This is a genomic window from Streptomyces sp. NPDC049915 (assembly GCF_040656475.1).
Taxonomy (GTDB): Bacteria; Actinomycetota; Actinomycetes; order Streptomycetales; family Streptomycetaceae; genus Streptomyces.
Window position 1 is genome coordinate 276,969 of sequence record NZ_JBFAMH010000003.1, and the last position, 21,914, is coordinate 298,882.

The following is a 21,914-nucleotide window of genomic DNA, read 5'->3' on the forward strand; positions in this document are numbered from 1 at the left end:
CCCGGCAGCGAGCCGGCGCGCGGTGCACGTCCCGCTCCTTATGGCAGCGAGCCGGCGCACGCCCTTCGCCTCTGCCTCCGTCTTTCAACCCTCACCCGTCGGTGTTTCGGCAAGAAGTGGAAGTACGTCCATGCACAAGCACTCCCGCCGCCTGCTGCGCGGCATCGGCCTCCTCTGCGCCCTCGCCCTCGGCGCCACCGCGTGCGGTGGCTCCGGCGACGGCGGTTCGGACGCGAAGAAGTCCGTCTCCGAGGCCGATGTCCAGGCCGCGCTGAAGAAGGGCGGCACCCTCACGGTCTGGGCGTGGGAGCCCACCCTCAAGCAGGTGGCCGGCGACTTCGAGAAGGACCACCCCGGCGTCAAGGTCAACCTGGTCAACGCGGGCACCGGCAACGACCAGTACAAGGCGTTGCAGAACGCCATGTCCGCCAAGAAGGGCGTCCCCGACGTCGCCCAGGTCGAGTACTACGCCATGGGCCAGTACGCGCTGACCAAGCAGCTCACCGACCTCAAGGGCTTCGGCGCCGACAAGCTCGCCACCTCCTTCTCCCCGGGACCCTGGAACGGGGTGAAGGCCGGCGGCGAGGGCATCTACGGCCTGCCGATGGACTCCGGCCCGATGGCGCTGTTCTACAACAAGAAGGTCTTCGACAAGTACAAGATCAAGGTGCCCACGACCTGGGACGAGTACCTGGCGGCGGCGCGCACCCTGCACACGGCGGACCCGAAGGCGTACATCACGAACGACACCGGTGACGCCGGCTTCACCACCAGCATGCTGTGGCAGGCCGGTTCGCGTCCCTACAAGGTCGACGGCACCAAGGTGAAGATCGACTTCGCGGACGCGGGTGCCAAGAAGTACACCGGCACCTGGCAGAAGCTCCTCGACGACAAGCTCCTCGCGCCCGTCACCAGCTGGTCCGACGAGTGGTACAAGGGCCTCGGCGACGGCTCCATCGCGACCCTGACCATCGGTGCCTGGATGCCCGCCAACCTCGCCTCCGGTGTCAAGAACGCCGCCGGTGACTGGCGCGTCGCCCCGTTGCCGCAGTGGACGGCCGGCGCCCACGCCTCTGCGGAGAACGGCGGCAGTGCCCTCACCCTGCCCGAGCTCGGCAAGAACGAGGCGCTGGCCTACGCGTTCGTCGAGTACGCCAACGCCGGCAAGGGCGTCGACACCCGCGTGAAGGGCGGAGCCTTCCCGGCGACCGTCGCGCAGCTCAACTCCCCGGATTTCCAGAACACTGCCTTCCCGTACTTCGGCGGGCAGCAGGCCAACAAGATCTTCGCCGAGTCCGCCGCGAACGTCGCCGACGACTGGTCGTACCTGCCGTACCAGGTGTACGCCAACTCGATCTTCAACGACACCGTCGGCAAGGCCTACGTGTCGAACACCAAGCTGGCCGACGGTCTGAAGGCCTGGCAGGACGCCTCCGTCAAGTACGGCAGCGAGCAGGGCTTCACCGTCGAGAAGTGACCGCCGGCGCGGCGTGCCCGGCTCTCCGGGCCGAACGCGGCCCCCTTCCGGAAGGACCACCATGATCTCCACCCTCCTGTCCCGGACGCGCGGGACGGACGGTGACCGCACCCCACGCCTCCTCTACGGCGCCGACTACAACCCTGAACAATGGCCCCGCTCCGTCTGGCGGGACGACGTACGCCTCATGCGCGAGGCCGGCGTCAACCTCGTGTCCGTGGGGATCTTCTCCTGGGCCCGCCTCCAACCCGGCGCGGACACCTGGGACTTCGGCTGGCTCGACGAGGTCATGGACCTCCTGCACGAGGGCGGGATCGGGGTCGACCTGGCCACGGCCACCGCCTCCCCGCCGCCCTGGCTCACCACCGCACACCCCGAAGTCCTGCCGGTGACGGCCACCGGCGAGACCCTGTGGCCGGGAGCGCGCCAGCACTGGCGCCCCACCTCACCCGTCTTCCGCCGGCACGCCCTGCACCTGGTGCGCCGGCTGGCGACCCGGTACGCCGGCCATCCGGCGCTGGTCGCCTGGCACGTCAACAACGAGCTGGGATGCCACAACGTCTACGACTACTCCGACGACGCCGCCCGCGCCTTCCGTGACTGGCTGCGTGCCCGCTACGGCACCCTGGACGCGCTCAACCACGCCTGGGGCACCGCGTTCTGGTCGCAGCGCTACACCGACTGGGAGCAGATCCTCCCGCCGCGCCTGGCCGCCTCGCACCCCAACCCCACCCAGCAGCTGGACTTCAAGCGCTTCTCCTCCGACGCGCTCAAGGACCATCTGCGCGCCGAGCGGGAGGTCCTGCGGGAGATCACCCCCGACGTCCCCGTCACCACCAACTTCATGGTGATGGGCGGCACGAAGGGCATGAACTACCCGGACTGGGCCGCGGAGATCGACTTCGTCTCCAACGACCACTACGTCCACCCGGGGCCCCAGGACCGCGACGAGCTGTCCTTCTCCGCCAACCTCACCAGCGGCATCAGCGGCGGCCGGCCCTGGTTCCTGATGGAGCACTCCACCAGCGCGGTCAACTGGCAGCCCGTCAACCTGGCCAAGAAGCCCGGCGACCTGGCCCGCGACTCGCTGCTGCACGTCGCGCACGGGGCCGATGCGGTGTGCTTCTTCCAGTGGCGCCAGTCCGCGGCCGGCGCGGAGAAGTACCACTCCGCGATGGTGCCGCACGCCGGCGAGGACAGCGACCTGTTCCGCGCCGTTTGCGAACTCGGCGCCACCTTGAAGGCGCTCGCGCCGATCGCCGGCAGCGAGCGCGAGCCCGCCCCCGTCGGCATCCTCTACGACTGGGAGTCGTGGTGGGCGAGCGAGCAGGACTCTCACCCCACCTCCCTGCTCGACTACCGGCAGGAGGCGCTCGACTGGTACTCCGCCCTCCTCGCTCTCGGCATCCGCGCCGACCTCGTCACCCCGCGGGGCGACCTGCACCGGCACCAAGCGCTGATCGCTCCGGTGCTGCACGTGGTCCCGGCCGATCTCGCCAAGGCGCTCACCCGCTACACCGAACAGGGCGGCCACCTCGTCACCACCTACTTCTCGGGCATCGTCGACGAGAACGACCACGTGTGGCTCGGCGGCTACCCCGGCGCCCTGCGCGACCTGCTCGGCATCCGCATCGACGAGTTCGGTCCCCTCCTCGCCGGGGACGACGTCGCCCTCGACGGTCCGGCGACCGGCACGCTGTGGACCGACCGGATCACCGTCACCGCCCCCGACACCGAGGTCCTGGCCCACTACCGCTCCGGCGCGTACGCGGGACGCCCCGCCGTCACACGGCGCCCGACGGGCAGCGGCTCGGCCACCTACGTCTCCACCCGGCTCGGCGCCGACGGCCTCACCTCCCTCCTGCCGCGCCTGCTGGAACCGGCCGGCGTGCACAGCGACCTGCCTCCCGCGGCACGCGGACACGTCGAGACGACCGTGCGCCGCGGCACCGACGCCCGCTTCCGCTTCCTCGTCAACCGCACCGACGCCACGGTCACCGTGCCCGGTCTCGGCGGTGAAGTGCTGCTCGGCACCCTGTCCGACGACGCCACCCTCACGCTCGCGCCCCGGGCCGTCGCCGTACTGCGCCAGCCGCTCGCCTGAACCCTCTCTCGCTCAGTCCCTCGAGGACGGCAGCACAGGCCTTCCTCAAGGGCCGTTCCCTCCTGCCCCGATACGGGGCGGGATGGCCCACGTCAGCGCGACCCTCCTTCAGTTGGGAGCACACCGATGGCACGCCGCACCCGCAGCAGACGGCTGCTCACCGCCGCCGGCCTCACCGCCCTCGCCACCGGGGCCGCCCTGGTCTCGGTCCCGAGCCCCGCACAGGCCGCGGACATCCCCTCCGTCACGCTCCGGCCCGACCCCTCCTACCAGCAGCAGCCGTTCGAGGGCTGGGGCACCAGCCTGGCCTGGTTCGCCAACGTCACCGGCGGCTACCCGCCGGAGATACGGGACAGGCTCGCCGCCCTCCTCTTCGACGACGACGGCCTCGGCCTGAACATCGCCCGCTACAACATCGGCGGCGGCAACGCCCCCGACGTCAAGGACTACCTGCGGGCCGGAGGCGCCGTCCAGGGCTGGTGGAAGGCCCCCGACGGCACCACCCGCGCGGACACGAACTGGTGGAACGCCGACGACCCGGCCGACTGGAACGACGACGCCGACGCCACGCAGCGCTGGTGGGTCGACCGTATCAAGAACGACATCACCCACTGGGAGACCTTCAGCAACTCCCCGCCCTGGTTCATGACGGTCTCCGGCTACGTCTCCGGCGGTTTCGACGCCACCGCCGACCAGCTCAGGACCGAGTCGGTCGACGACTACGCCGCCTACCTGGCCGGCGCCACCGAGCGGCTGGAGAAGGCGCACGGCATCAAGGTCAAGACCGTCGACCCGTTCAACGAGCCCAACACCCCCTACTGGAGCACCCGCCTCGGCGCGGACGGCCGCCCCGTCGGCGGCCGTCAGGAGGGCGCCCACGTGAGCCCCGCGATGCAGCGCAAGGTGCTGCAGGCGCTGGCACCGGCCCTGCGCGCGGCGAAGACCCACGCCCGGATCTCCGCGATGGACGAGACCAACCCCTCGACGTTCGCGCAGAACTGGAGCGCCTACACCGCCCAGGACCGCGACCTCGTCGGCCAGATGAACGTCCACACCTACGGCACCGGGCAGCGCACCACCGTCCGCGACCTCGCCAAGGCGGCGGACAAGAAGCTCTGGATGAGCGAGGTCGAGGGCGACTGGGGCGACGGGCAGAGCTTCACGGACATGCGTCCCGGACTCGGCCTCGCCCAGCACATCGTCGACGACCTGCGCGAACTGGAGCCGCGCGCCTGGGTGTTCTGGCAGCCCGTCGAGGACTACGACAACATGAAGCCCGGCGGCGAGTCGGCCAAGGGCGGCAACTGGGGCGAGATCCAGCTCCCGTTCAGCTGCACTTCCGCGGACACCCTCGGCACCTGCCCGATCCGCACCAACACCAAGTTCGACACGGCACGCAACTTCACCCACTTCATCAAGCCCGGTGACCGTCTGATCAAGGTCGACGACACCTCCAGCGCGGCCGCCGTGACCAAGGACGGCAGGGGCGCCTCGCTGGTGCACGTCAACAGCACCACCAGCGCACGCAGGGTCACCCTCGACCTGACGAAGTTCCGCAGCATCGGCCGCGGTGCCACCGTCACGCCGGTCGTCACCAGCGCCGACGGCAAGCTCGCCGTACGGGACGCGGTCAGGGTCGAGGACGGCCGGGCCACTTTCACCGTGCCCGCCCAGTCCGTCACGTCCTTCGTCGTCAAGGGCGTCTCCGGGGTCGCGCAGGACGCACCGCTGCTGCGCGAGGGCCACACCTACACCGTCACCGGCGTGCAGAGCGGCAAGGCGGTCACCGTCGCGGGCAACGGCACCAGCCTCGTCATCGGCACGCCCAGCGGCTCCACCGCCCAGCAGTGGCGGCTGAGCCAGGTACGCCCCGGCAGCGCGAGCGATGCCCGGTACGTGCTCACCAGCGCCGTGGACGGCAAACGCCTCGCGGTCCGTGACAACGTCCCGGTCGCCGAACCGGACACCGGCCGGCGCGACGCGGCGACCGAATGGATCGCCTCGACCACCGGCGATGGCTCCTGGACGCTGGTCAACGCCGCCGGCGGGCGGCTGCTGGAAGTCGGGGGACAGGCGACCGGCGCGGGCGCCGCGGTCACCACCCGGCCGCCCAACTCCGGCTCCAATCAGCGATGGAGGGTCACGGACCTGACAGCCTCCGGCAGCTAGACCGTGTGCCACGACAGGCCCGGCCGTCCGTGCCGCCGCGCGGCGGCTGGGCCGCCCCTCCCCGCAATGTGCGGGGCGGGTGCCTCGACACCGACCGAAAGGGATTGACATGCGCCTGCCCAAGACCCGTCGCCGTGCCGCCGGCCGATGGGCGCCCCTGGTGACGGCCGCCGCTCTGGCCGCCACCGTCGGCGCGACCGCGACCGGCGCCCCCGCCGCCGCGGCCCCGCAGCAGAACACCGCCGAGTTCCGGGGCGTCAACTGGGCGGACCCCCGTGACAACTTCGCCGACGATCCCGTCGTCCTCTCCGGCCTGTCGACGTCGGACGACTACGCCCGCACCTACGCCAAGGCCACCCGCGTGATCACGGCCTTCCGCGCCAACCTGGGTGCCAACACCGTACGGCTGCCGATCAACCCGTACACCGTCAACGGCCCGTACTGGAACGCGTACCGAGGCGTCATCGACGCCGCCACCCGGCAGGGCTTCAAGGTCATCGTCTCCTACTGGGAGGGAACCGGCGCCCGCAAGGACGGCCTGATCGACGACACCCGGGCCTACCGGACGATGTGGGACACCGTCGTCCACGCCTACGCCGACGACGCCCGCGTCTACTTCGAGCCGATGAACGAGCCCCACGGCTACACCGACACCGCATGGGCCGACATCGCCGCGAACTGGCTGGCGACCTACCCCGACGTCCCCCGCGAACGCGTCTTCGTCAGCGGAGCGGGCTACAACGACCACGTCACCACCGTGTGCGCCGACCCGCGTCTGCGCGGAACCCACCTGTCACTGCACCACTACGGGTTCTGGAAGAGTTACGCCACCTACGACCAGTGGGTCGCCGACCTCAAGGAACGCATCGGCGACTGCGCCGGCCGCACCGTCGCCGACGAGTTCGGCGCCCCCATGACGACCGGCCTGGACTACAACAAGGCCGACCCTTCCGACAACTTCGTCAACTACGTGCAGGCCGTCACCGACACCTTCCGCGAGCTCGGCATGGGCGCCGTCTACTGGCCGGGCCTGCGCAGCGACGACACGTACACGCTGCAAAGGCTCGTCGGAGACCCCGAACGGCCCTGGCTCGCCACGACCAACCCGTCCGGAGCCGACCGGCTCGCCTGGGCCTGGGGCCGCGGCAAGCCAGTCACGCGCTGAGTCGCCGGCCTCACCCGCCACCGCAGGGAGCACCAGCCGCGTCCCGCCGCCGCCCCCGTGGCGGGACGCGTGCCACGACCCTCACCGGAAGGAACCGCCCATGCCCCATCCATACCCCCGCCTCACCTGGACCGCGCGAGTGGTCCCTGGGGTGCTGATGTGCCTGCTCGCCCTTGCGCTCACAGCCGCACCGGCCAAGGCCGGGCCCCCCGGCGGCCCGCCGGCGGTCGCGCAGAACGACGAGACCGCCGGCGACCGCGCGAAGGTCACGGAGGCCGCCGCCGCCCTCACCGTCAGGGACGCCGACGACGTCCGCGGCAACCTCACCCTGCCCACCACCGGGCGCCACGGCACCCGCGTCGCCTGGAAGTCGACCGACCCGAGGACCGTCACCCCCACGGGCGAAGTCCACCGCCCCGCCTACGGTGAGCCGGCCCGCGCGGTGCGGCTGACCGCGACCGTGCGCCTCGGGGAGGCCCAGGCCGAGCGGCGCTTCGACCTGACCGTGCGCCCCCTGCCCAAGAAGGAGCCGTACCAGGGCTATCTCTTCGAGTACTTCACCGGCGAGGGCCGCTCCGACGGCGAGCAGATCCACTCCGCGGTCAGCCGCGGCAACGACCCCCTGCACTGGGATGAGCTCAACGGCGGCAAGCCCGTGCTCACCTCCACCCTCGGCGACAAGGGCGTGCGCGACCCGTTCGTCATCCGTTCCCCCGAGGGCGACAGGTTCTACCTCATCGCCACCGACCTGAGGATCTACGGCAACGGCAACTGGGACGCCGCCCAGCGCACCGGAAGCAAGTACCTGGAGGTGTGGGAGTCCACCGACCTGATCCACTGGTCCGACCAGCGCCACGTCAAGGTCTCGGACGACACCGCCGGCAACACCTGGGCGCCCGAGGCGTACTGGGACGACAGCCTCGGTTCCTACGTCGTCTTCTGGGCGTCCAAGCTGTACGACCCGGCCGACACCGCCCACACCGGCAGCAGCTACAACCGCATGATGTACGCCACCACACGCGACTTCCGCACGTTCTCCGCGCCCCGCGTGTGGAAGGACCCCGGCTACTCGGTGATCGACTCCACCGTCATCAAGGACGGCGACACGTACTACCGGCTGACCAAGGACGAGCGGAACAACACCTCCTCCACCCCGTGCAGCAAGTTCGTCATCGAGGAGAAATCGACCCGGCTGCTGAACACCGACTGGGATTTCGTCTCGGAGTGCATCGGCAAGGGCGACGCCACCCACCCCGGCATCAATCAGGGCGAGGGACCCACCGTCTTCAAGTCGAACACCGAGAACAAGTGGTACCTGTTCATCGACGAGTTCGGCGGCCGCGGCTACGTCCCCTTCGAGACCACCGACCTGGCCTCCGGGAAGTGGACGATGTCCACCGGGTACCAGCTGCCCGCCAGCCCCCGCCACGGCACGGTCCTGCCCGTCACCCAGGCCGAGATGGACCGGCTGCGCGGCGTGCCGCAGCCCCTCGCCGCGGACGAGCACGGACTCGTCGCGTCGTACCGCCTCGGCGGCAGCGGCACGCGCGTGCCGGACGACACCGGCCACGGCTACGACGCCGTCGTACACGGTGACGTCAGCCGCACCGCGGACGCCGCCGACTTCGGCGGCACCAACGGCTATGTCACTCTGCCGGACAACCTGATGAACGGCCTGGACGCCCTCACGGTCTCCACCGAGGTGAAGATCGACCCCGACCAGGCCACGCCCTACTGGCTGTGGGGGCTGGGCAACTCCGCCGACGGAAGCGGGAACGGCTACCTCTTCACCACCGGCGACGGCTACCGGACCTCCCTGACGACCGGCAACTGGAGCACGGAACAGACCGCGGGCACCCGGAACCTGCCGCGCGGCAGCTGGCACACGCTCACCTACACCCTCGGCGGCACAACGGCACGCCTCTACCTCGACGGCACCGAGGTGGCGCGCAACGACGCCGTCACCCTCCGCCCCGGCGACATCGGCGGCGGCCGGACCACCGCCAACCAGCTCGGGCGCTCGCTGTACGCGAGCGACAAGTACTTCAAGGGGTCGATGCGCGGCTTCTCCCTCTGGAACCGGGCTCTGAACGCCGACGAGGTGCGCGAACTGCCCGGCAACCGCACGGAGATCACCTCGGTCGACCTGGCCGCACTGAAGGTCCCCGCCGTGATCGACTCGGCCGCCTCCACGGTGCTGCTGCCGGTCAAGCCCGGGACCGACGTACGCCGTCTCGCGCCGCGGTTCGGCGTGGCGGGCACCAGCAGGGTGGAGCCGGCCAACGGCAGCGTCCACGACTTCACGTCCGCCGTGACCTACCGGGTCCGCGCGGCCGACCACACCGTGCGCACCTGGACCGTACGCGCCGAGGTGATGGGCAGCCCGTCCCTGCCCGGCTACAACGCCGACCCGAACATCGTGCGCTTCGGTGACACCTACTACATCTACGCGACCAGCGACGGCTACCCGGGCTGGAGCGGCTCCACGTTCAAAACCTGGTCCAGCAAGGACCTCGTCCACTGGACCGAGCACCCGGTGATCCTCGACCTGGGGCCCGACGTCGCGTGGGCGGACAGCAGGGCCTGGGCCCCCGCCGCGACCGAGAAGAACGGCAAGTACTACCTCTACTTCTGCGCCGACGCCAAGATCGGCGTGGCGGTCTCGGACAAGCCGACAGGCCCCTTCACCGACTCCGGCAAGCCCCTCGTCGCCGCGAACCCCGACGGCGGCCAGGCCATCGACCCCGCCGTCTTCACCGACGACGACGGGCAGTCCTACCTCTACTGGGGCAACGGCAACGCCTACGTGGTACCCCTCAACCCCGACATGACCTCTTACGAGCCGGCGAAGATCAAGCGCTTGACGGGGCTGGACGGCTTCCGCGAGGGCCTGTTCATGCACAAGCGCGACGGCGTCTACTACCTGAGCTGGTCCATCGACGACACCCGCAGCGACGACTACCGCGTCGGGTACGCCACCGGCACCAGCCCGCTCATGGACGGTCTGCGCAACCGCGGCGTGATCCTCTCCAAGGACCCCACGCGCGGCATCCTGGGCACCGGTCACCACTCGGTGATCCAGATCCCCGGCACGGACGACTGGTACATCGCCTACCACCGCTTCGCGATCCCGGGCGGCGACGGCACCCACCGGGAGGTCACCATCGACCGGCTGCGCTACACCCCGGACGGCCTCATCCAGAAGGTCGTCCCCACCTTGACCGGCATCGAACCGATCACACCCGGGACGACCACGGCCCCGGTCCGGTAGACCCTGCGCGACGGGCGGGCCGGCTTCACCGGGTAGGGGAAGCCGGCCCACCCGTCGCGCAGTACGGCAAAGGGCACCCGGACGGCGTCGTGGGGCTGGCCGAGAGCCCAACGGGCCGCGGTACCGACGGGGTAGGGGACCAGCCTACGGTTGCGGCGATTCGCCGATCATCGAGTACACGACAAGTGGTGGCTGCTGACCCTAGAGGTCAAGGACACCGCACCCCTGGCGGACGAGCCACCCTTCCATGACGTCGTCGTGCCGCCGCTCACGTTGAGCACCCGTGTTGCACCGTCACAGCCGGCGACAGGCCAAGGCGCAGTGTCACCGGCGGACCGGCATGGACTTCGAAGACGTCCGCGAGGCGTGCGTACCGCAAGATCCGCAGGAACTCCGGATCGTCGGAGATCAGCCGCAGCCTGCCCCAGCGGGCGAGAACACGGTTCCTCGCCCGGCACAGCACGCCCAGCCCGGAGCAGTCGATGAAGGACACCCCGCGCAGGTCGAGCACGACGTCGGGCCGGCAGCTCCCTGTCAGCTTGTCCAGACGCGCGGCCAGGGAGGGGGCCGTGAGCATGTCGAGCTCGCCACGGAGTTCCACCAGCGTCGTGCCACTGACGATGCCGAGACCAAGCTCTGGTGCGCCCGTGGGGTGGGTTTCGTCCATGAGCAGAGACAACCGCGTAGCACTGGTCCCCCGAAAGGGCCGGTCGGCCCTACTGCTGGGCCATCAGGGCATGGCGGGGCGCCTGCCCGGCGCTGAGGTCCGTCGGCCTGGGACCAGGGGCCGACCGGCCCAAGCGGCACGCCCACGTCCCGTGGAGGCTGGAGGCACGGGGCAACTCCCGCATCGCGGAGGAGAAGGATCGTCATGAAGGGTTACGTCTTCCACGGCCCCGGCCAGTCCTCCTGGCAGGACGTGCCGGACCCGGTCGTGAAGGAGCCGACCGATGCGGTCGTACGGGTGGGCTGTGTGACCATCTGCGGCACCGACCTGCACATTCTCAAGGGCGATGTGCCCGAGGTGTCTCCCGGTACCGTGCTCGGGCACGAGGCCGTCGGGACGGTCGTCGAGGCCGGCTCCGACGTGCGCACCGTACGGCCGGGCGACCGGGTCCTCGTCTCCTGCATCACCGCCTGCGGCCGGTGCCTCTACTGCCGCAGAGCGATGTACGGCCAGTGCCGGGGCGGCGGAGGCTGGGTCCTGGGCCATCTGATCGACGGGACCCAGGCCGAATACGTCCGCGTGCCCTTCGCCGACCTCTCCGTGCACCCGCTGCCCGAGACGCTCGCCGACCGGGACGCGGTACTGCTCGCGGACATCTTCCCGACCGCCTACGAGGTGGGCGTTCTCAACGGGCGTGTGCGGCCCGGCGACACCGTCGCCGTCGTCGGTGCCGGTCCCATCGGTCTCGCCGCGATCGCCACCGCGCGGCTCTACTCACCCGAGCGCATCATTGCCGTGGATCCGGCCGACGCGCGGCGGGAGGCGGCCCGGGCGTCTGGGCGCCGACGCGGTCGCGGACCCGGCGGAGACCCCCGAAGAGCTCACCGCAGACCTGACGGACGGACTCGGCGCCGATGTCGTCGTCGAGGCCGTCGGCATACCGGAGACCTTCGAGCTGTGCACCCGCATGGTCCGACCGGGTGGATGCGTGGCCAACGTGGGCGTGCACGGCAGGCCCGCCACGCTGCACCTCGAAGACCTGTGGATCAAGAACGTGACCATCACCACCGGCCTGGTCGACACCCACTCCACGCCCACCCTGCTGCGCATGGCGGCGGCGGGCCGGCTGCCCACATCGGAGCTGGTCACCCACACCTTCTCCCTGGAGCGCATGGAGGAGGCGTACGACGTCTTCGGCCGGGCGGCGGAGACGGGCGCGCTCAAGGTGGTACTGGGCGGGCAACCGCCCGCGGAACTGGCTGTCCGCGCGGCCTGAGGAAAGGAAGTGCATCCAGTCGACGGCGAGTCGACTCAGGCCGAGCACACGGGTGTCGGGCGAGCCCACGACGAACAGGACGGGCACGCGCACACCGGCAAGCGCAGCCGGAGAGGCGAGGTCGGGACGCCCGCCACGTGACACGATCGCGAACAGGACCGGTGCCACCGCCTGCAGCGCGGCCGCCGCTCCCGTGTCGGCGGCGAGATAGGCATACGGAAGTCCGGTCCAGTGACGTCGGCCGGCTGCCCTGCTCACCGGGGCCAGGCCGTCGGTCGATCCAGGCTTTGAGCGGGGCGGCCTGTCAGGTCCGGCGGGACGCGGTGGGCTCCTCCAACTCGAACCGCACGTCCACGACTCCTTCCACGGCCCTCACCGGGCGCGCGGCGACCGGCACCAGGGTTCGGTCGCGCACCCGTCCGGCGAGCAGTACGACGCCGTCGCACACCGTCACGCGGACCGCGGACGCCGGAGAGGGCAGGAGAGAGGCGATGACCTCACGCCGTACCTGCTCGGCGATGTCTTCGTCGGTCCGCAGGAACACTTTCAGCAGATCGGCTCGGCTGACGATCCCGACGAGCCGGCCGGAGCCGTCCACGACGGGCAGCCGCTTCACGCGGGCTCGCGCCATGATGCGGGCGGTCCGGGCGAGCGTGGCGTTCTCGGACACGGTCAGGGCGGGCGAGGTCATCAGCTCCTCGGCGGTCACGGATCCGGCCTTGGCGAGGTCGGACAACCGGCGCAGCTGGGTGTGGCGGTCCGGGTCACTGTCGCGGAACTCCTCCTTCGGCAGCAGATCCGCCTCCGAGACGATCCCGAGGACCCGTGCGGAGCCGTCCAGTACGGGTAGCGCGCTGACCCTGCGCTCCTGCAGGGTGCGCACGACGTCCTTGAACGCGGTGCCGGTGCCGACGGTAACCACGGCGCGGGTCATCACGTCCCCGACCACGTGCGGGGCGTCTGTCGGGGTCATCGCATGCCTCCGCTGCCGTAGGGCGCGTACAGGTCGAGGAGCCGGGTGCGGGCCGTGCGCAGCCGGTGCGCGACGACCTCGCCCACCCACTGTGCGATGCTCCGGCCGAACTCCGGGTCTTCGGCGCACATCGCGTGGACGAGCGTCGCGTCGAACTCATAGGCCCGCACCGGCGTCGCGGCCTGCGCACCGAGGTGCCAGACGTGCGGGGCGAACAGCCAGGACCAGCCGACGAGTTCGTTGTGGCCGAGGGAGTCGATGACGGCCGCCCGGCGGCCCGGCACCCGCATGTCGAGGTCGATCGTGCCGGTCCGGATGATCCAGAAGCGGTCGGCGCGACCACCCTCCTGGAAGAGGCGGGTGCCCATCGTGAACGCCACCTCGTGGGCGGTCTCCATGAGCGTCTGCCGGTGCTCGGCGGGCAGCGCCCGCGGCAACATCGTGGTGAGGGGAGCGTTCATGGCGCGCCTCCGGGAAGCGGATGGACCGATCAACTCCAGGTTGGGCCGTCGGCGCCGGCTGGGCCAGGGGCCACCCGGCCCTTTGGCCGGGCCACCCGGCTTCGGCGGCTGCCTGCCCGACTGGACGGGCCCGAAGGCGGCGCTGCGTCCCGGTTCGTCGAACGCACCGCACGCCCAGCCGTGAAGGGCGTCCCGGACGCCGCCGTACGACACGGCCGCCTCCGGGACCCACATCCGCCCGGCCGAGTCTCGCCTCGAGACCCCTGCCTCGCCCCGCGCTGGGCCTGCGCCTGCTCAGGTCAGTGGGCGACCGCGTCAGGGGCGGCGGGACGCCACCGATCCGTCGGCTCCCGGTCCCTGGGGGCCGTAACGGTAGGGCCGGTCGGCCCACACGGGGGACCTGCGGCCCCTGCCGAAGCCGGGGACGGGCGAGGAGCCTGGAAGCACAACCCCCGATCAGGAGGCACCCATCATGGTCCGCAGTGTCGTTGCAGGACTCGACGGCTCGCACGAGAGCCGCGCCGCGGCCGAATGGGCGGCGCGTGAGGCGAAGCTGCGCGGTCTGCCGATGAAGATCGTGCACGTCTGGGAGCCGATGCCCGAGCCCCTGGCGCAGGCACACCTGCTGGGCAAGGAGACGGAGGCCCACTGGCGGGAGCGTGTTCCCCGGGAGACGGCCGACGGCATCAAGCTGCGCCATCCCGGCGTCGAGATCACCATGGAGCAGATCTCCGGCCGGGCCGGCGAGGTCCTGCCCGAGGTGGCCGAGGACGCCGAACTGCTGGTGCTCGGCTCGCGCGGCATGAGCGGCGCCGGCGGCTTCCTCGTCGGATCGGTCGGCCATGCGGTGATCGCGCACACCGAGGTCCCCGTCGTCCTCGTGCGGGCCGGTGAACAGGCCGCCGACGAGCACGAGCCGGACCCGGTCGGGATCCCGTCCGCCGCTACCCGCTTCCAGCCGGTCGTCGTCGGCATCGACATCAGCGGCTCGGCGGACGCCGTGCTCGCCTTCGCCTTCGAGGAGGCCGACCGCCGGGGCGGCGGCCTCGAGGTCGTCCACGGCTGGAGCTTCCCGCCGTACTACGTGTACGGCCTCGTCGCCGACCCGGAGTGGCACGACGAGATCTCGCGCCAGCAGGCCGCCCGGCTCACGGAGGCGCTGAGCGTGTGGCGCCGCAAGTATCCCTCCGTGGACGTGGTCGCACAGTCACGCCTGGGCAGCGCAGCGGACCACCTGGTCGACGCCGCCCGTGGGGCCTCTCTCGTCGTCGTGGGCCGCCGCATCCGGCGCCGGCCCTTCGGCGCCCACATCGGCCCGGTCACGCACGCCGTCCTGCACCACGCCACCGCCCCCGTCGCCGTCGTCGCACACGACTGAGCCACCACCTCTCAGGAGACAGATCGTGAAGGCAGCCGTCGTCCGAACGCTTGGCCGGCCCTTGGTCGTCGAGGAGCGCCCCGACCCGGAACCCGGCCCCGGCCAGGTCCGGGTACGCCTGGAGGCATCGGGGCTGTGCCACACCGACATCCACGCCGCCCACGGTGACTGGCCCGTCAAGCCGAACCCGCCGTTCATTCCCGGCCACGAGGGCGTCGGCCTGGTCGAGAAGCTGGGCGACGGTGTCACTCACCTTACGATCGGGCAGCGGGTCGCCGTCCCATGGCTCGGCTGTGCCTGCGGGCGCTGCGAGCACTGCCTGTCCGGCTGGGAGACGCTGTGTGAGCAGCAGATCAACACGGGATACGGCTGCGACGGCGGGTATGCCGAGACGATGCCGGCATGGGCGGACTTCGCGCAGCCGGTGCCTGACGGAGTCAGCGCCTTCGACGCCGCTCCGCTGACGTGCGCCGGCGTCACCGCCTATAAGGCGCTGAAAAGGTCGCCGACGTCCGCCCCGCGCAGCTGGTGGCGATTTCCGGCGTCGGCGGGTCGGTCACCTCGCCGTGCAGCACGCGAAGATCGCTGGCGCCACGGTCGCCGCGATCGACGTCACCGACGACAAGTTTCAGCTCGCCACCGAACTCGGCGCGAACATCGTCATCGACGCCCGCAGCGAGGAGGTGGGCGCGGTGCTGAAGCGGCACGGTGGCGCCCACGCCGCGATCGCTCCGGCCGCGAACGACGCCTCGTTCACCGCCGCCAACGCCGGCCTGCGGCGCGGTGGCAAACTGGTGATGGTGGCGCTGCCCGCACATGGCACCGTTCCGGTCCCGATCTTCGACACCGTCCTGAACGGCACGTCGGTGATCGGTTCGACCGTCGGCACACGTCAGGACCTCGCGGAGGTGTTCCAACTGCACGCCCCGGGCCGCACCGGGGTCATCTACGAGACCCGCCCGCTGACCGCCGTCAACGACTGCATCGACGAGGTGCTGCGGGGCCAGGTCAAGGCCCGGATCGTCTTCGATCCGGGTGCCGGAGGGTGAGGGTCATGGAACTCCCTGTCGTCGTCGGAGTGGACGGATCCGAGGCGAGTCTGCGCGCCGCCGAGTGGGCGGCGGACGAGGCCGTGCTGCACGCCTTGCCGCTGCGGGTGGTGTACGCCTCTCTTTGGGAGCGCTACGAGGGAGCGGGCATCGCCGATGATGTCGGCAAGCCTCCGGAGGAGGCACTGGCCGAGGATGTCGTGGACGCCGCCGCACGGCGCGCCCGGCAGCGGCAGCCCGACCTGAAGGTGACCACTGACGTGTTGCCGGAGGAGGCGGAGTACGCCCTCGTGCGCGAGGGCCGCAACGCGGCGCTGGTTGTCGTCGGCGCACGCGGCCGGGGCGGCTTGACCGGATTCCTGCTCGGGTCGGTCAGCCTGAGCGTCGCCGGTCACGCCGACTGCCCGGTGGTGGTGCTGCGCGGCAGTCATGACAACCAGGCCCGTACGGCGGTCCGCGGGCGGGTCGTGGTGGGCGTGGGGGAGGGCCGCGAGGCGGTGGCCGTGGTCAGGTTCGCCGCTGAGGAAGCCCGGCTGAGGGGAGTGCCGCTCGAGGCCGTGCGGGCCTGGCGGTGCCCCGCCCACGAGACCACCGATCTCCCCTTGCCGGCCGGTGAGCCCGCCAGGATGCACGAACAACGTGCGGTGGACGTCCTGGAGGCGGCGCTGGCCGCTGTCCCCCCGGAGGTCCGAGTGCACTGCCGCACGGCCGAGGGCCATGCCCGGCGTGTTCTGGAGGCCGCGTCCGGGAACGCCGACCTGCTCGTGGTCGGCTCCCGGCGCCGCCATGGCGAGGGCGGGCTGCAGTTGGGCCGGGTCGCGCACGCCGTGCTGCACCAATCCGCCTGCGCCGTGGCCGTCGTCCGGCACGCTTGAGACGGTTCGCAGGCGCGCCGCGTGCTCGGCGACGCACGTTCGCGACGCGCGCGGCGGCCGCTCGTATCCGGTGGTTGGGGACAGGGCAGCGAGTCGAGGAGGTGGGCGATCATGTTCCGCCGGGCCCGCCGATCATCACCGCTCTCGGCGACGTACCTGTGGCCCCGGTTGGTCATGCCGTCCGCCTTCCCGCGCCTCTCCACGATCCACGTAGGGCCGACCGGCCCCCTGCCACCGCCGTACAGCCCATGGGCCCGCGTCCCGGCATGCCGGACGCTCGAAGTGCAGGAATCCGGACCAGGAAAGGAGGCGGATCGCCATGGCCGCGAATGTGCTCGTCACCTATGGGACGACGAACGGATCCACCGCACGGATCGCCGATACGGTCGCCGACGTTCTGCGCAAGGAAGGACTCACGGTCGAGACCGCTCCGGCGGGGACGGTCCGGGACGTGACACCGTATGACGCCGTGGTCGCCGGCGGTGCCCTGTATGCCGGACGCTGGCACAAGGACGCCCGCCGGTTCGTGCGCCGCAACCGGCGCGCCCTGTCCGAACGCCCCGTGTGGCTGTTCAGCAGCGGCCCGCTGGACCCGTCCGCGTCCGAGCGGGACATCCCGCCCGTGCCCGGCGTACGGCGGATCATGGACCGGCTCGACGCCCGGGAACACGTCACCTTCGGCGGCTGCCTGGAGGAGGGCGCCAAAGGACGCGTCGCCGGGATGATCCTGCGCGGCGGAAAGGGCGGTGACTTCCGGGACTTCGCCCACATCGAGGAGTGGGCGGCCCGGGTCGCCGCGGAGATGAGAGGGGTCCGTGTTGGCTGACGCCGCCGCGCGCACAAGGGGGTTCCGGCAGCGGTAGAGCGGCTGCCGGGCCCCCTTCTTGGGCTCACCGGTGGATGAGCTCCGTACGGACGTCCGCGGCCCCCGCGACCGCACGCCTTGCCCGGTGCCCTCCAGCCGTCGCCGCCCGGTCAGCGCCCGGCGGGTCCCGGGCGTCCCGGGGACGGGGCCGGTCGGCCCCGGTCGCCGGGGCGGACCGGAACGGCATCCCTGCCCTGACCGGCACTGCCCGTCGTACAGGTACCCGAGAAGGATCGGTGGTGGAGCCAGTCAGGGAGAGGACCTGTGATGACCACGACGACCGTGCCCACCGGCAGCCGAACGGACGAGGCCTGGCGGAAGTTCGCCGGGACGACGTGGCGCGAGCGCATCGGCCTCCCGGCGAGCTTCCGCCAGGCCGCACCTGCATACATCGACCGCGACCGCGAACTGATCGTCGGCCTGCAGACGGACGCCCCGCTCAAGCGGGAGATCATGCCGAAAGGCGGTCTGCGCATGATGGAACGGCGTGCGTGCCTACGGCTACGAACCCGACCCCTTCGTGACGAAGGTCTTCGGCAGCTACCGCAAGACCCACAACGACGGCGTCTTCGACGGGTACACCGCCGCCATGCGCGCTGCCCGCCGGGTCGGCGTGATCACCGGGTGCCCGACGTCTACGGCCGCGGCCGGATCATCGGCGGCTACCGCCGCGTCGCCCTGTACGGCACCGACCGGCTGAGCGCCGCCAAGCGCGCCGAACGTTCCCTGCTCGACGGCCGGCCGTCCACTGGCCGTGGTCCCCCAGCGGGTGTGAGCGGGGTCCGAGGGGGAAACGCGGCGCTGAAGGAGGGCCTGGACAGCCGTCCGGCCTCACGGAACCGCTCGACGAGGAGACGCCCCGTGACCGACCGGACCTGGCCATACGAGGGATACCTTCCCGGGGAGGAGCGGTTGCGTGAGTCCCTGTGCTCACTGGGCAACGGCTACTTCGCCACCCGCGGGGCGCTGCCCGAGTGCACAGCGGACGCCGTGCACTACCCGGGCACGTACGCGGCCGGCTGCTACAACCGGCTCACCTCCGAGATCGCAGGGCGCCGAGTCGAGAACGAGGATCTGGTCAACCTGCCCAACTGGCTTCCCCTGCGCTGCCGCCTCGTGGGCGGAGAATGGCTCAGCCCCGACACGACCGCCGTCCTCGATCACCGTCAGACCCTCCATCTCGATTGCGGGCTCCTGGAGCGGCACACCCGTTACTCGCTCGGCGAGGGGCGGACGCTCTCGGTGAGGCAGCAGCGGCTCGTGCACATGGCCGACCCGCACCTCGCCGTCCTGCGCACCGAGCTGACCGCCGAGGACTTCACCGGGGACCTCGAGGTCGAGGCCGCGCTCGACGGGAATGTCACCAACGCCGGCGTGGCGCGCTACCGCGATCTTGACGGCCGTCACCTGACCCACGTCCACACCGGCAGCGGCTCGCCCGGAACGATGTGGCTGCGCTGCAGGACCCGCACGTCGGACATCCGGGTAGCCCTCGCCGCCCGGCTCACGGCCCACGCACCGGTCACGGTCCTGAGTGAAGCCACGCGAGCTGTGCAGCGCCTCACGGTCTCTCTGCGTTCCGGCCGCACCGCCACCATCGACAAGACGGTCGCCCTGCACACCTCACACGACCCGGCGATCAGTGACCCCCTGCAGGCCGCCCTCGCTCGGATTGCCGCGGCGCCCGGCTTCGAAAGCCTGCTCTTGTCGCATCGGACGGCCTGGGAACAGCTGTGGCGCCGCGCCGAGCTCGACGTACCCGGAGAGGCAGGCAACATCCTGCAACTGCACCTGTTCCATGTGCTGCAGACCCTCTCCCCGCACACGGCCGACCTGGACGTGGGTGTTCCCGCCCGAGGGCTGAACGGGGAGGCCTACCGCGGCCATGTCTTCTGGGACGAACTCTTCGTGTTGCCCTACCTGAACCTGCACTTCCCCGAAGTGTCCCGCGCGCTGCTGTACTACCGCTACCGGCGGTTGGAAGGGGCCCGTGCCGCGGCCCGGGCCATCGGCCGACGAGGCGCCCTGTATCCGTGGCAGAGCGGCAGCGACGGACGCGAGGAGACGCAGCAGCTGCACCTCAACCCGCGCTCCGGGCGGTGGCTGCCGGACCACTCCCACCTTCAGCACCACGTCGGCTCGGCCGTCGCCTACAACGTGTGGCAGTACTGCGAGGCCAGCGGTGACGCTGAATTCCTGCACACCAGTGGTGCCGAGATGCTGCTGCAGATCTCCCGCTTCTGGGCCGGCTCGGCCGTCTGGGACACGTACCTGCAACGGCATCGCATCCAGGGCGTGGTCGGCCCCGACGAGTACCACGACGCCTATCCGGGGGCGGAGCGACCCGGGCTCGACGACAACGCCTACACCAACGTCACGGCGGCCTGGGTCCTGACCCGCACCCTCGACGTGCTGCGCGCCCTCCCCGAACCGCGCCGCCGCGAACTGGCCGAACGCACCGGCTTGGACGACGACGAACTGGATCAGTGGGACCGGATCTCACGCACGCTGCGCGTGCCGTTCCACGACGGGGTGATCAGCCAGTTCGACGGGTACGGCGAGCTGGCCGAACTCGACTGGGACGACTACCGCAAACGGTACGGCGACATCCGGCGCCTGGACCGGATTCTGGAGGCCGAGGGAGACACCGTCAACCGCTACAAGGCATCCAAGCAGGCCGACGTACTGATGCTCGGCTACCTGTTCTCCCCGGCGGAACTCCACTGCCTCTTCCAGAGGTTGGGATACCAGCTGGACGAGAGAACGTGGCAGCACACCGTCGACTACTACCTGGACCGCACCAGCCACGGCTCCACCCTCAGCGGCCTGGTCCACGGCTGGGTCCTCGCCCGGTGCCGGCGTGCCGAGGCCTGGTCGTTCTGCCAGGAAGCCCTGCGCGGTGACATCGCCGACGTGCAGGGCGGCACCACGGGAGAAGGCATCCACCTGGGCGCCATGGCCGGCACTCTCGACCTCGTCCAGCGCGGACTGACCGGCCTCGAGACCCGGGCCGGGGCGCTGTGGCTGGACCCCGTGCCGCTGCCGGAGCTGTCGTCGTACGGCTTCTCCATCCGCTACCGGGGTCACTGGGGCATCCGGCTGCGACTTCACCACCAGCGACTGCACATCAGTGTCCCGCCGTCCGACCTGCTGCCGGTCGACATCGAGCTGCCCGACAGGGCGGTCAGTGTGGAGCCTGGGGAGGACTGTGAGCTGGTGCTTGGATAAGGATTCGCATCCTGCCGAGCCAAGCAGCTCGCTGAAACACCGCTCGACGACGTTGCGGCGAACCCGCGAACGCGCCCAGCGGCACCTCGCGGTGCGGGCGCCACGTGGTCGCATGGGCCCCTGTCTCCGCTACGAGACCTTCGGCCCGGACCTGTGGCAGGCCCATGCTGACCAGGTGGACGCTTAGGAGCTGGATGCGGACGCGTTGGCCGAGGGCGACGCCAGGCGCGTGCGACGCCGATGGAGCCGCGAGCACGGCATGGACCTGCCCGAGGTCGCCGACTGGACGCAGGACGGCTGAGCGGTCCCTTGCCCGCCCCAGGTGTCTCGGTGACGGACAGGCCGCCGGAGCACTTGGGGCGCAGTGGTGATCAGAGCGCGGAGCCGGGGGCCGGCCGGCGGCAGGGCCGGTCTCCGATGGAGCGGGGACCCGTGGCCCTCGTTCGGTACCGGCGCTCGGCCGACCATGGACATCTACCGCAGTACAAGGCGAAAGACGGACCGGCCATGTATCCCAACGACGGTTTTCGCGAACTGAACCGCGACGAGTGCCTCCGCCTGCTGACGAAGGTGCCAGTCGGTCGCATCGTTCACACCGGGAACGCCCTGCCCGCAGTGCTTCCGGTGAACTTCTGCCTGGACGGCGACGGCGCGGTGCTCGTGCGTACCTCGGCGGCCTCGGAGCTGGCCCGTGCAGTGGGCGGATCGGTGGTCGCCTTCGAGGTGGACGAGATCGATCCGACGAGTTTCGCAGGGTGGAGTGTCGTCGTCACCGGACGGGCGACCGTCGTCGACGATCCCGCAGGGCGGGAGCGTCTGGTCCGGACCGGTCCGCGGCCCTGGGCCCCGTCGGTCGACGGGGCGTTCATCCGGATCGATACCGAGTTGGTCACCGGACGTGAGCTGGTGGGAGGGCGGACCCTCCACGGAGTGGACCTTGCGCCGTGAGAAAGCAG

The 21,914-nt window shown here is 71.0% G+C and carries 14 protein-coding genes and 2 pseudogenes; 13 read left to right on the forward strand and 3 right to left on the reverse strand.

Annotation, left to right across the window (positions count from 1 at the left end):
• Window positions 1-130 precede the first annotated feature (130 nt).
• The 5 genes from AB0J12_RS06120 to AB0J12_RS06140 all read left to right on the forward strand — a co-directional run bounded on the left by AB0J12_RS06120 (window position 131) and on the right by AB0J12_RS06140 (window position 10,186).
• Window positions 131-1,477 carry a sugar ABC transporter substrate-binding protein gene (locus tag AB0J12_RS06120; RefSeq protein WP_363263001.1) on the forward strand — a complete coding sequence of 449 codons (1,347 nt, stop codon included), beginning with the start codon at window positions 131-133 and terminating at the stop codon, window positions 1,475-1,477.
• 61 nt (window positions 1,478-1,538) lie between these two features.
• Complete coding sequence (locus AB0J12_RS06125) at window positions 1,539-3,581, forward strand: beta-galactosidase (protein ID WP_363263002.1); 2,043 nt, start codon at window positions 1,539-1,541, stop codon at window positions 3,579-3,581.
• Window positions 3,582-3,707: 126 nt separating this feature from the next.
• Complete coding sequence (locus AB0J12_RS06130; RefSeq protein WP_363263003.1) at window positions 3,708-5,750, forward strand: glycoside hydrolase; 2,043 nt, start codon at window positions 3,708-3,710, stop codon at window positions 5,748-5,750.
• A gap of 109 nt (window positions 5,751-5,859) precedes the next feature.
• Window positions 5,860-6,915, forward strand: coding sequence for a cellulase family glycosylhydrolase (locus tag AB0J12_RS06135; RefSeq protein ID WP_363263004.1), 1,056 nt, complete (start codon window positions 5,860-5,862; stop codon window positions 6,913-6,915).
• Between the two features lie 100 nt (window positions 6,916-7,015).
• Window positions 7,016-10,186 (forward strand): family 43 glycosylhydrolase, encoded by a 3,171-nt coding sequence (locus tag AB0J12_RS06140; protein WP_363263005.1) that lies wholly within the window; start codon window positions 7,016-7,018, stop codon window positions 10,184-10,186.
• 268 nt (window positions 10,187-10,454) lie between these two features.
• On the opposite strand, the gene AB0J12_RS06145 is transcribed toward AB0J12_RS06140, so the two are convergent.
• The gene (locus tag AB0J12_RS06145; protein ID WP_363263007.1) at window positions 10,455-10,853 is read right to left on the reverse strand and encodes an STAS domain-containing protein; all 399 of its coding nucleotides are present in this window, start codon (window positions 10,851-10,853) and stop codon (window positions 10,455-10,457) included.
• 204 nt (window positions 10,854-11,057) lie between these two features.
• Between AB0J12_RS06145 and AB0J12_RS06150 the strand changes: the two are divergent.
• Window positions 11,058-12,129, forward strand: a pseudogene (locus AB0J12_RS06150) (zinc-dependent alcohol dehydrogenase family protein).
• A gap of 304 nt (window positions 12,130-12,433) precedes the next feature.
• Here AB0J12_RS06150 and AB0J12_RS06155 read toward each other — a convergent pair.
• Both AB0J12_RS06155 and AB0J12_RS06160 read right to left on the reverse strand, forming a co-directional pair.
• Window positions 12,434-13,102, reverse strand: a complete 669-nt coding sequence (locus tag AB0J12_RS06155) for a CBS domain-containing protein (RefSeq protein WP_363263008.1) — start codon at window positions 13,100-13,102, stop codon at window positions 12,434-12,436.
• A complete protein-coding gene (locus AB0J12_RS06160; protein ID WP_363263009.1) occupies window positions 13,099-13,563 on the reverse strand; it encodes a cyclic nucleotide-binding domain-containing protein in 465 nt (154 codons plus the stop codon). Before AB0J12_RS06160 ends, AB0J12_RS06155 begins: the two co-directional genes overlap by 4 nt.
• Window positions 13,564-14,035: 472 nt before the next feature.
• Between AB0J12_RS06160 and AB0J12_RS06165 the strand changes: the two genes are divergently transcribed.
• The 7 genes and pseudogenes from AB0J12_RS06165 to AB0J12_RS06195 all read left to right on the forward strand — a co-directional run bounded on the left by AB0J12_RS06165 (window position 14,036) and on the right by AB0J12_RS06195 (window position 21,906).
• Window positions 14,036-14,941 (forward strand): universal stress protein, encoded by a 906-nt coding sequence (locus AB0J12_RS06165; protein WP_363263010.1) that lies wholly within the window; start codon window positions 14,036-14,038, stop codon window positions 14,939-14,941.
• 25 nt (window positions 14,942-14,966) lie between these two features.
• Window positions 14,967-15,990: pseudogene (locus AB0J12_RS06170) on the forward strand (zinc-dependent alcohol dehydrogenase).
• A 5-nt stretch (window positions 15,991-15,995) separates the two neighbouring features.
• Window positions 15,996-16,865 (forward strand): universal stress protein, encoded by an 870-nt coding sequence (locus AB0J12_RS06175; protein WP_363263011.1) that lies wholly within the window; start codon window positions 15,996-15,998, stop codon window positions 16,863-16,865.
• 319 nt (window positions 16,866-17,184) lie between these two features.
• Complete coding sequence (locus tag AB0J12_RS06180) at window positions 17,185-17,691, forward strand: flavodoxin domain-containing protein (RefSeq protein WP_363263012.1); 507 nt, start codon at window positions 17,185-17,187, stop codon at window positions 17,689-17,691.
• A gap of 526 nt (window positions 17,692-18,217) precedes the next feature.
• The gene (locus tag AB0J12_RS06185; RefSeq protein WP_363263013.1) at window positions 18,218-18,430 is read left to right on the forward strand and encodes a pyruvate formate lyase family protein; all 213 of its coding nucleotides are present in this window, start codon (window positions 18,218-18,220) and stop codon (window positions 18,428-18,430) included.
• A gap of 161 nt (window positions 18,431-18,591) precedes the next feature.
• Window positions 18,592-20,958 carry a glycosyl hydrolase family 65 protein gene (locus AB0J12_RS06190; protein ID WP_363263014.1) on the forward strand — a complete coding sequence of 789 codons (2,367 nt, stop codon included), beginning with the start codon at window positions 18,592-18,594 and terminating at the stop codon, window positions 20,956-20,958.
• Between the two features lie 507 nt (window positions 20,959-21,465).
• On the forward strand, window positions 21,466-21,906 hold the full coding sequence (locus AB0J12_RS06195) for a pyridoxamine 5'-phosphate oxidase family protein (protein ID WP_363263223.1): 441 nt from the start codon (window positions 21,466-21,468) through the stop codon (window positions 21,904-21,906).
• The last annotated feature ends 8 nt before the right edge of the window (window positions 21,907-21,914 follow it).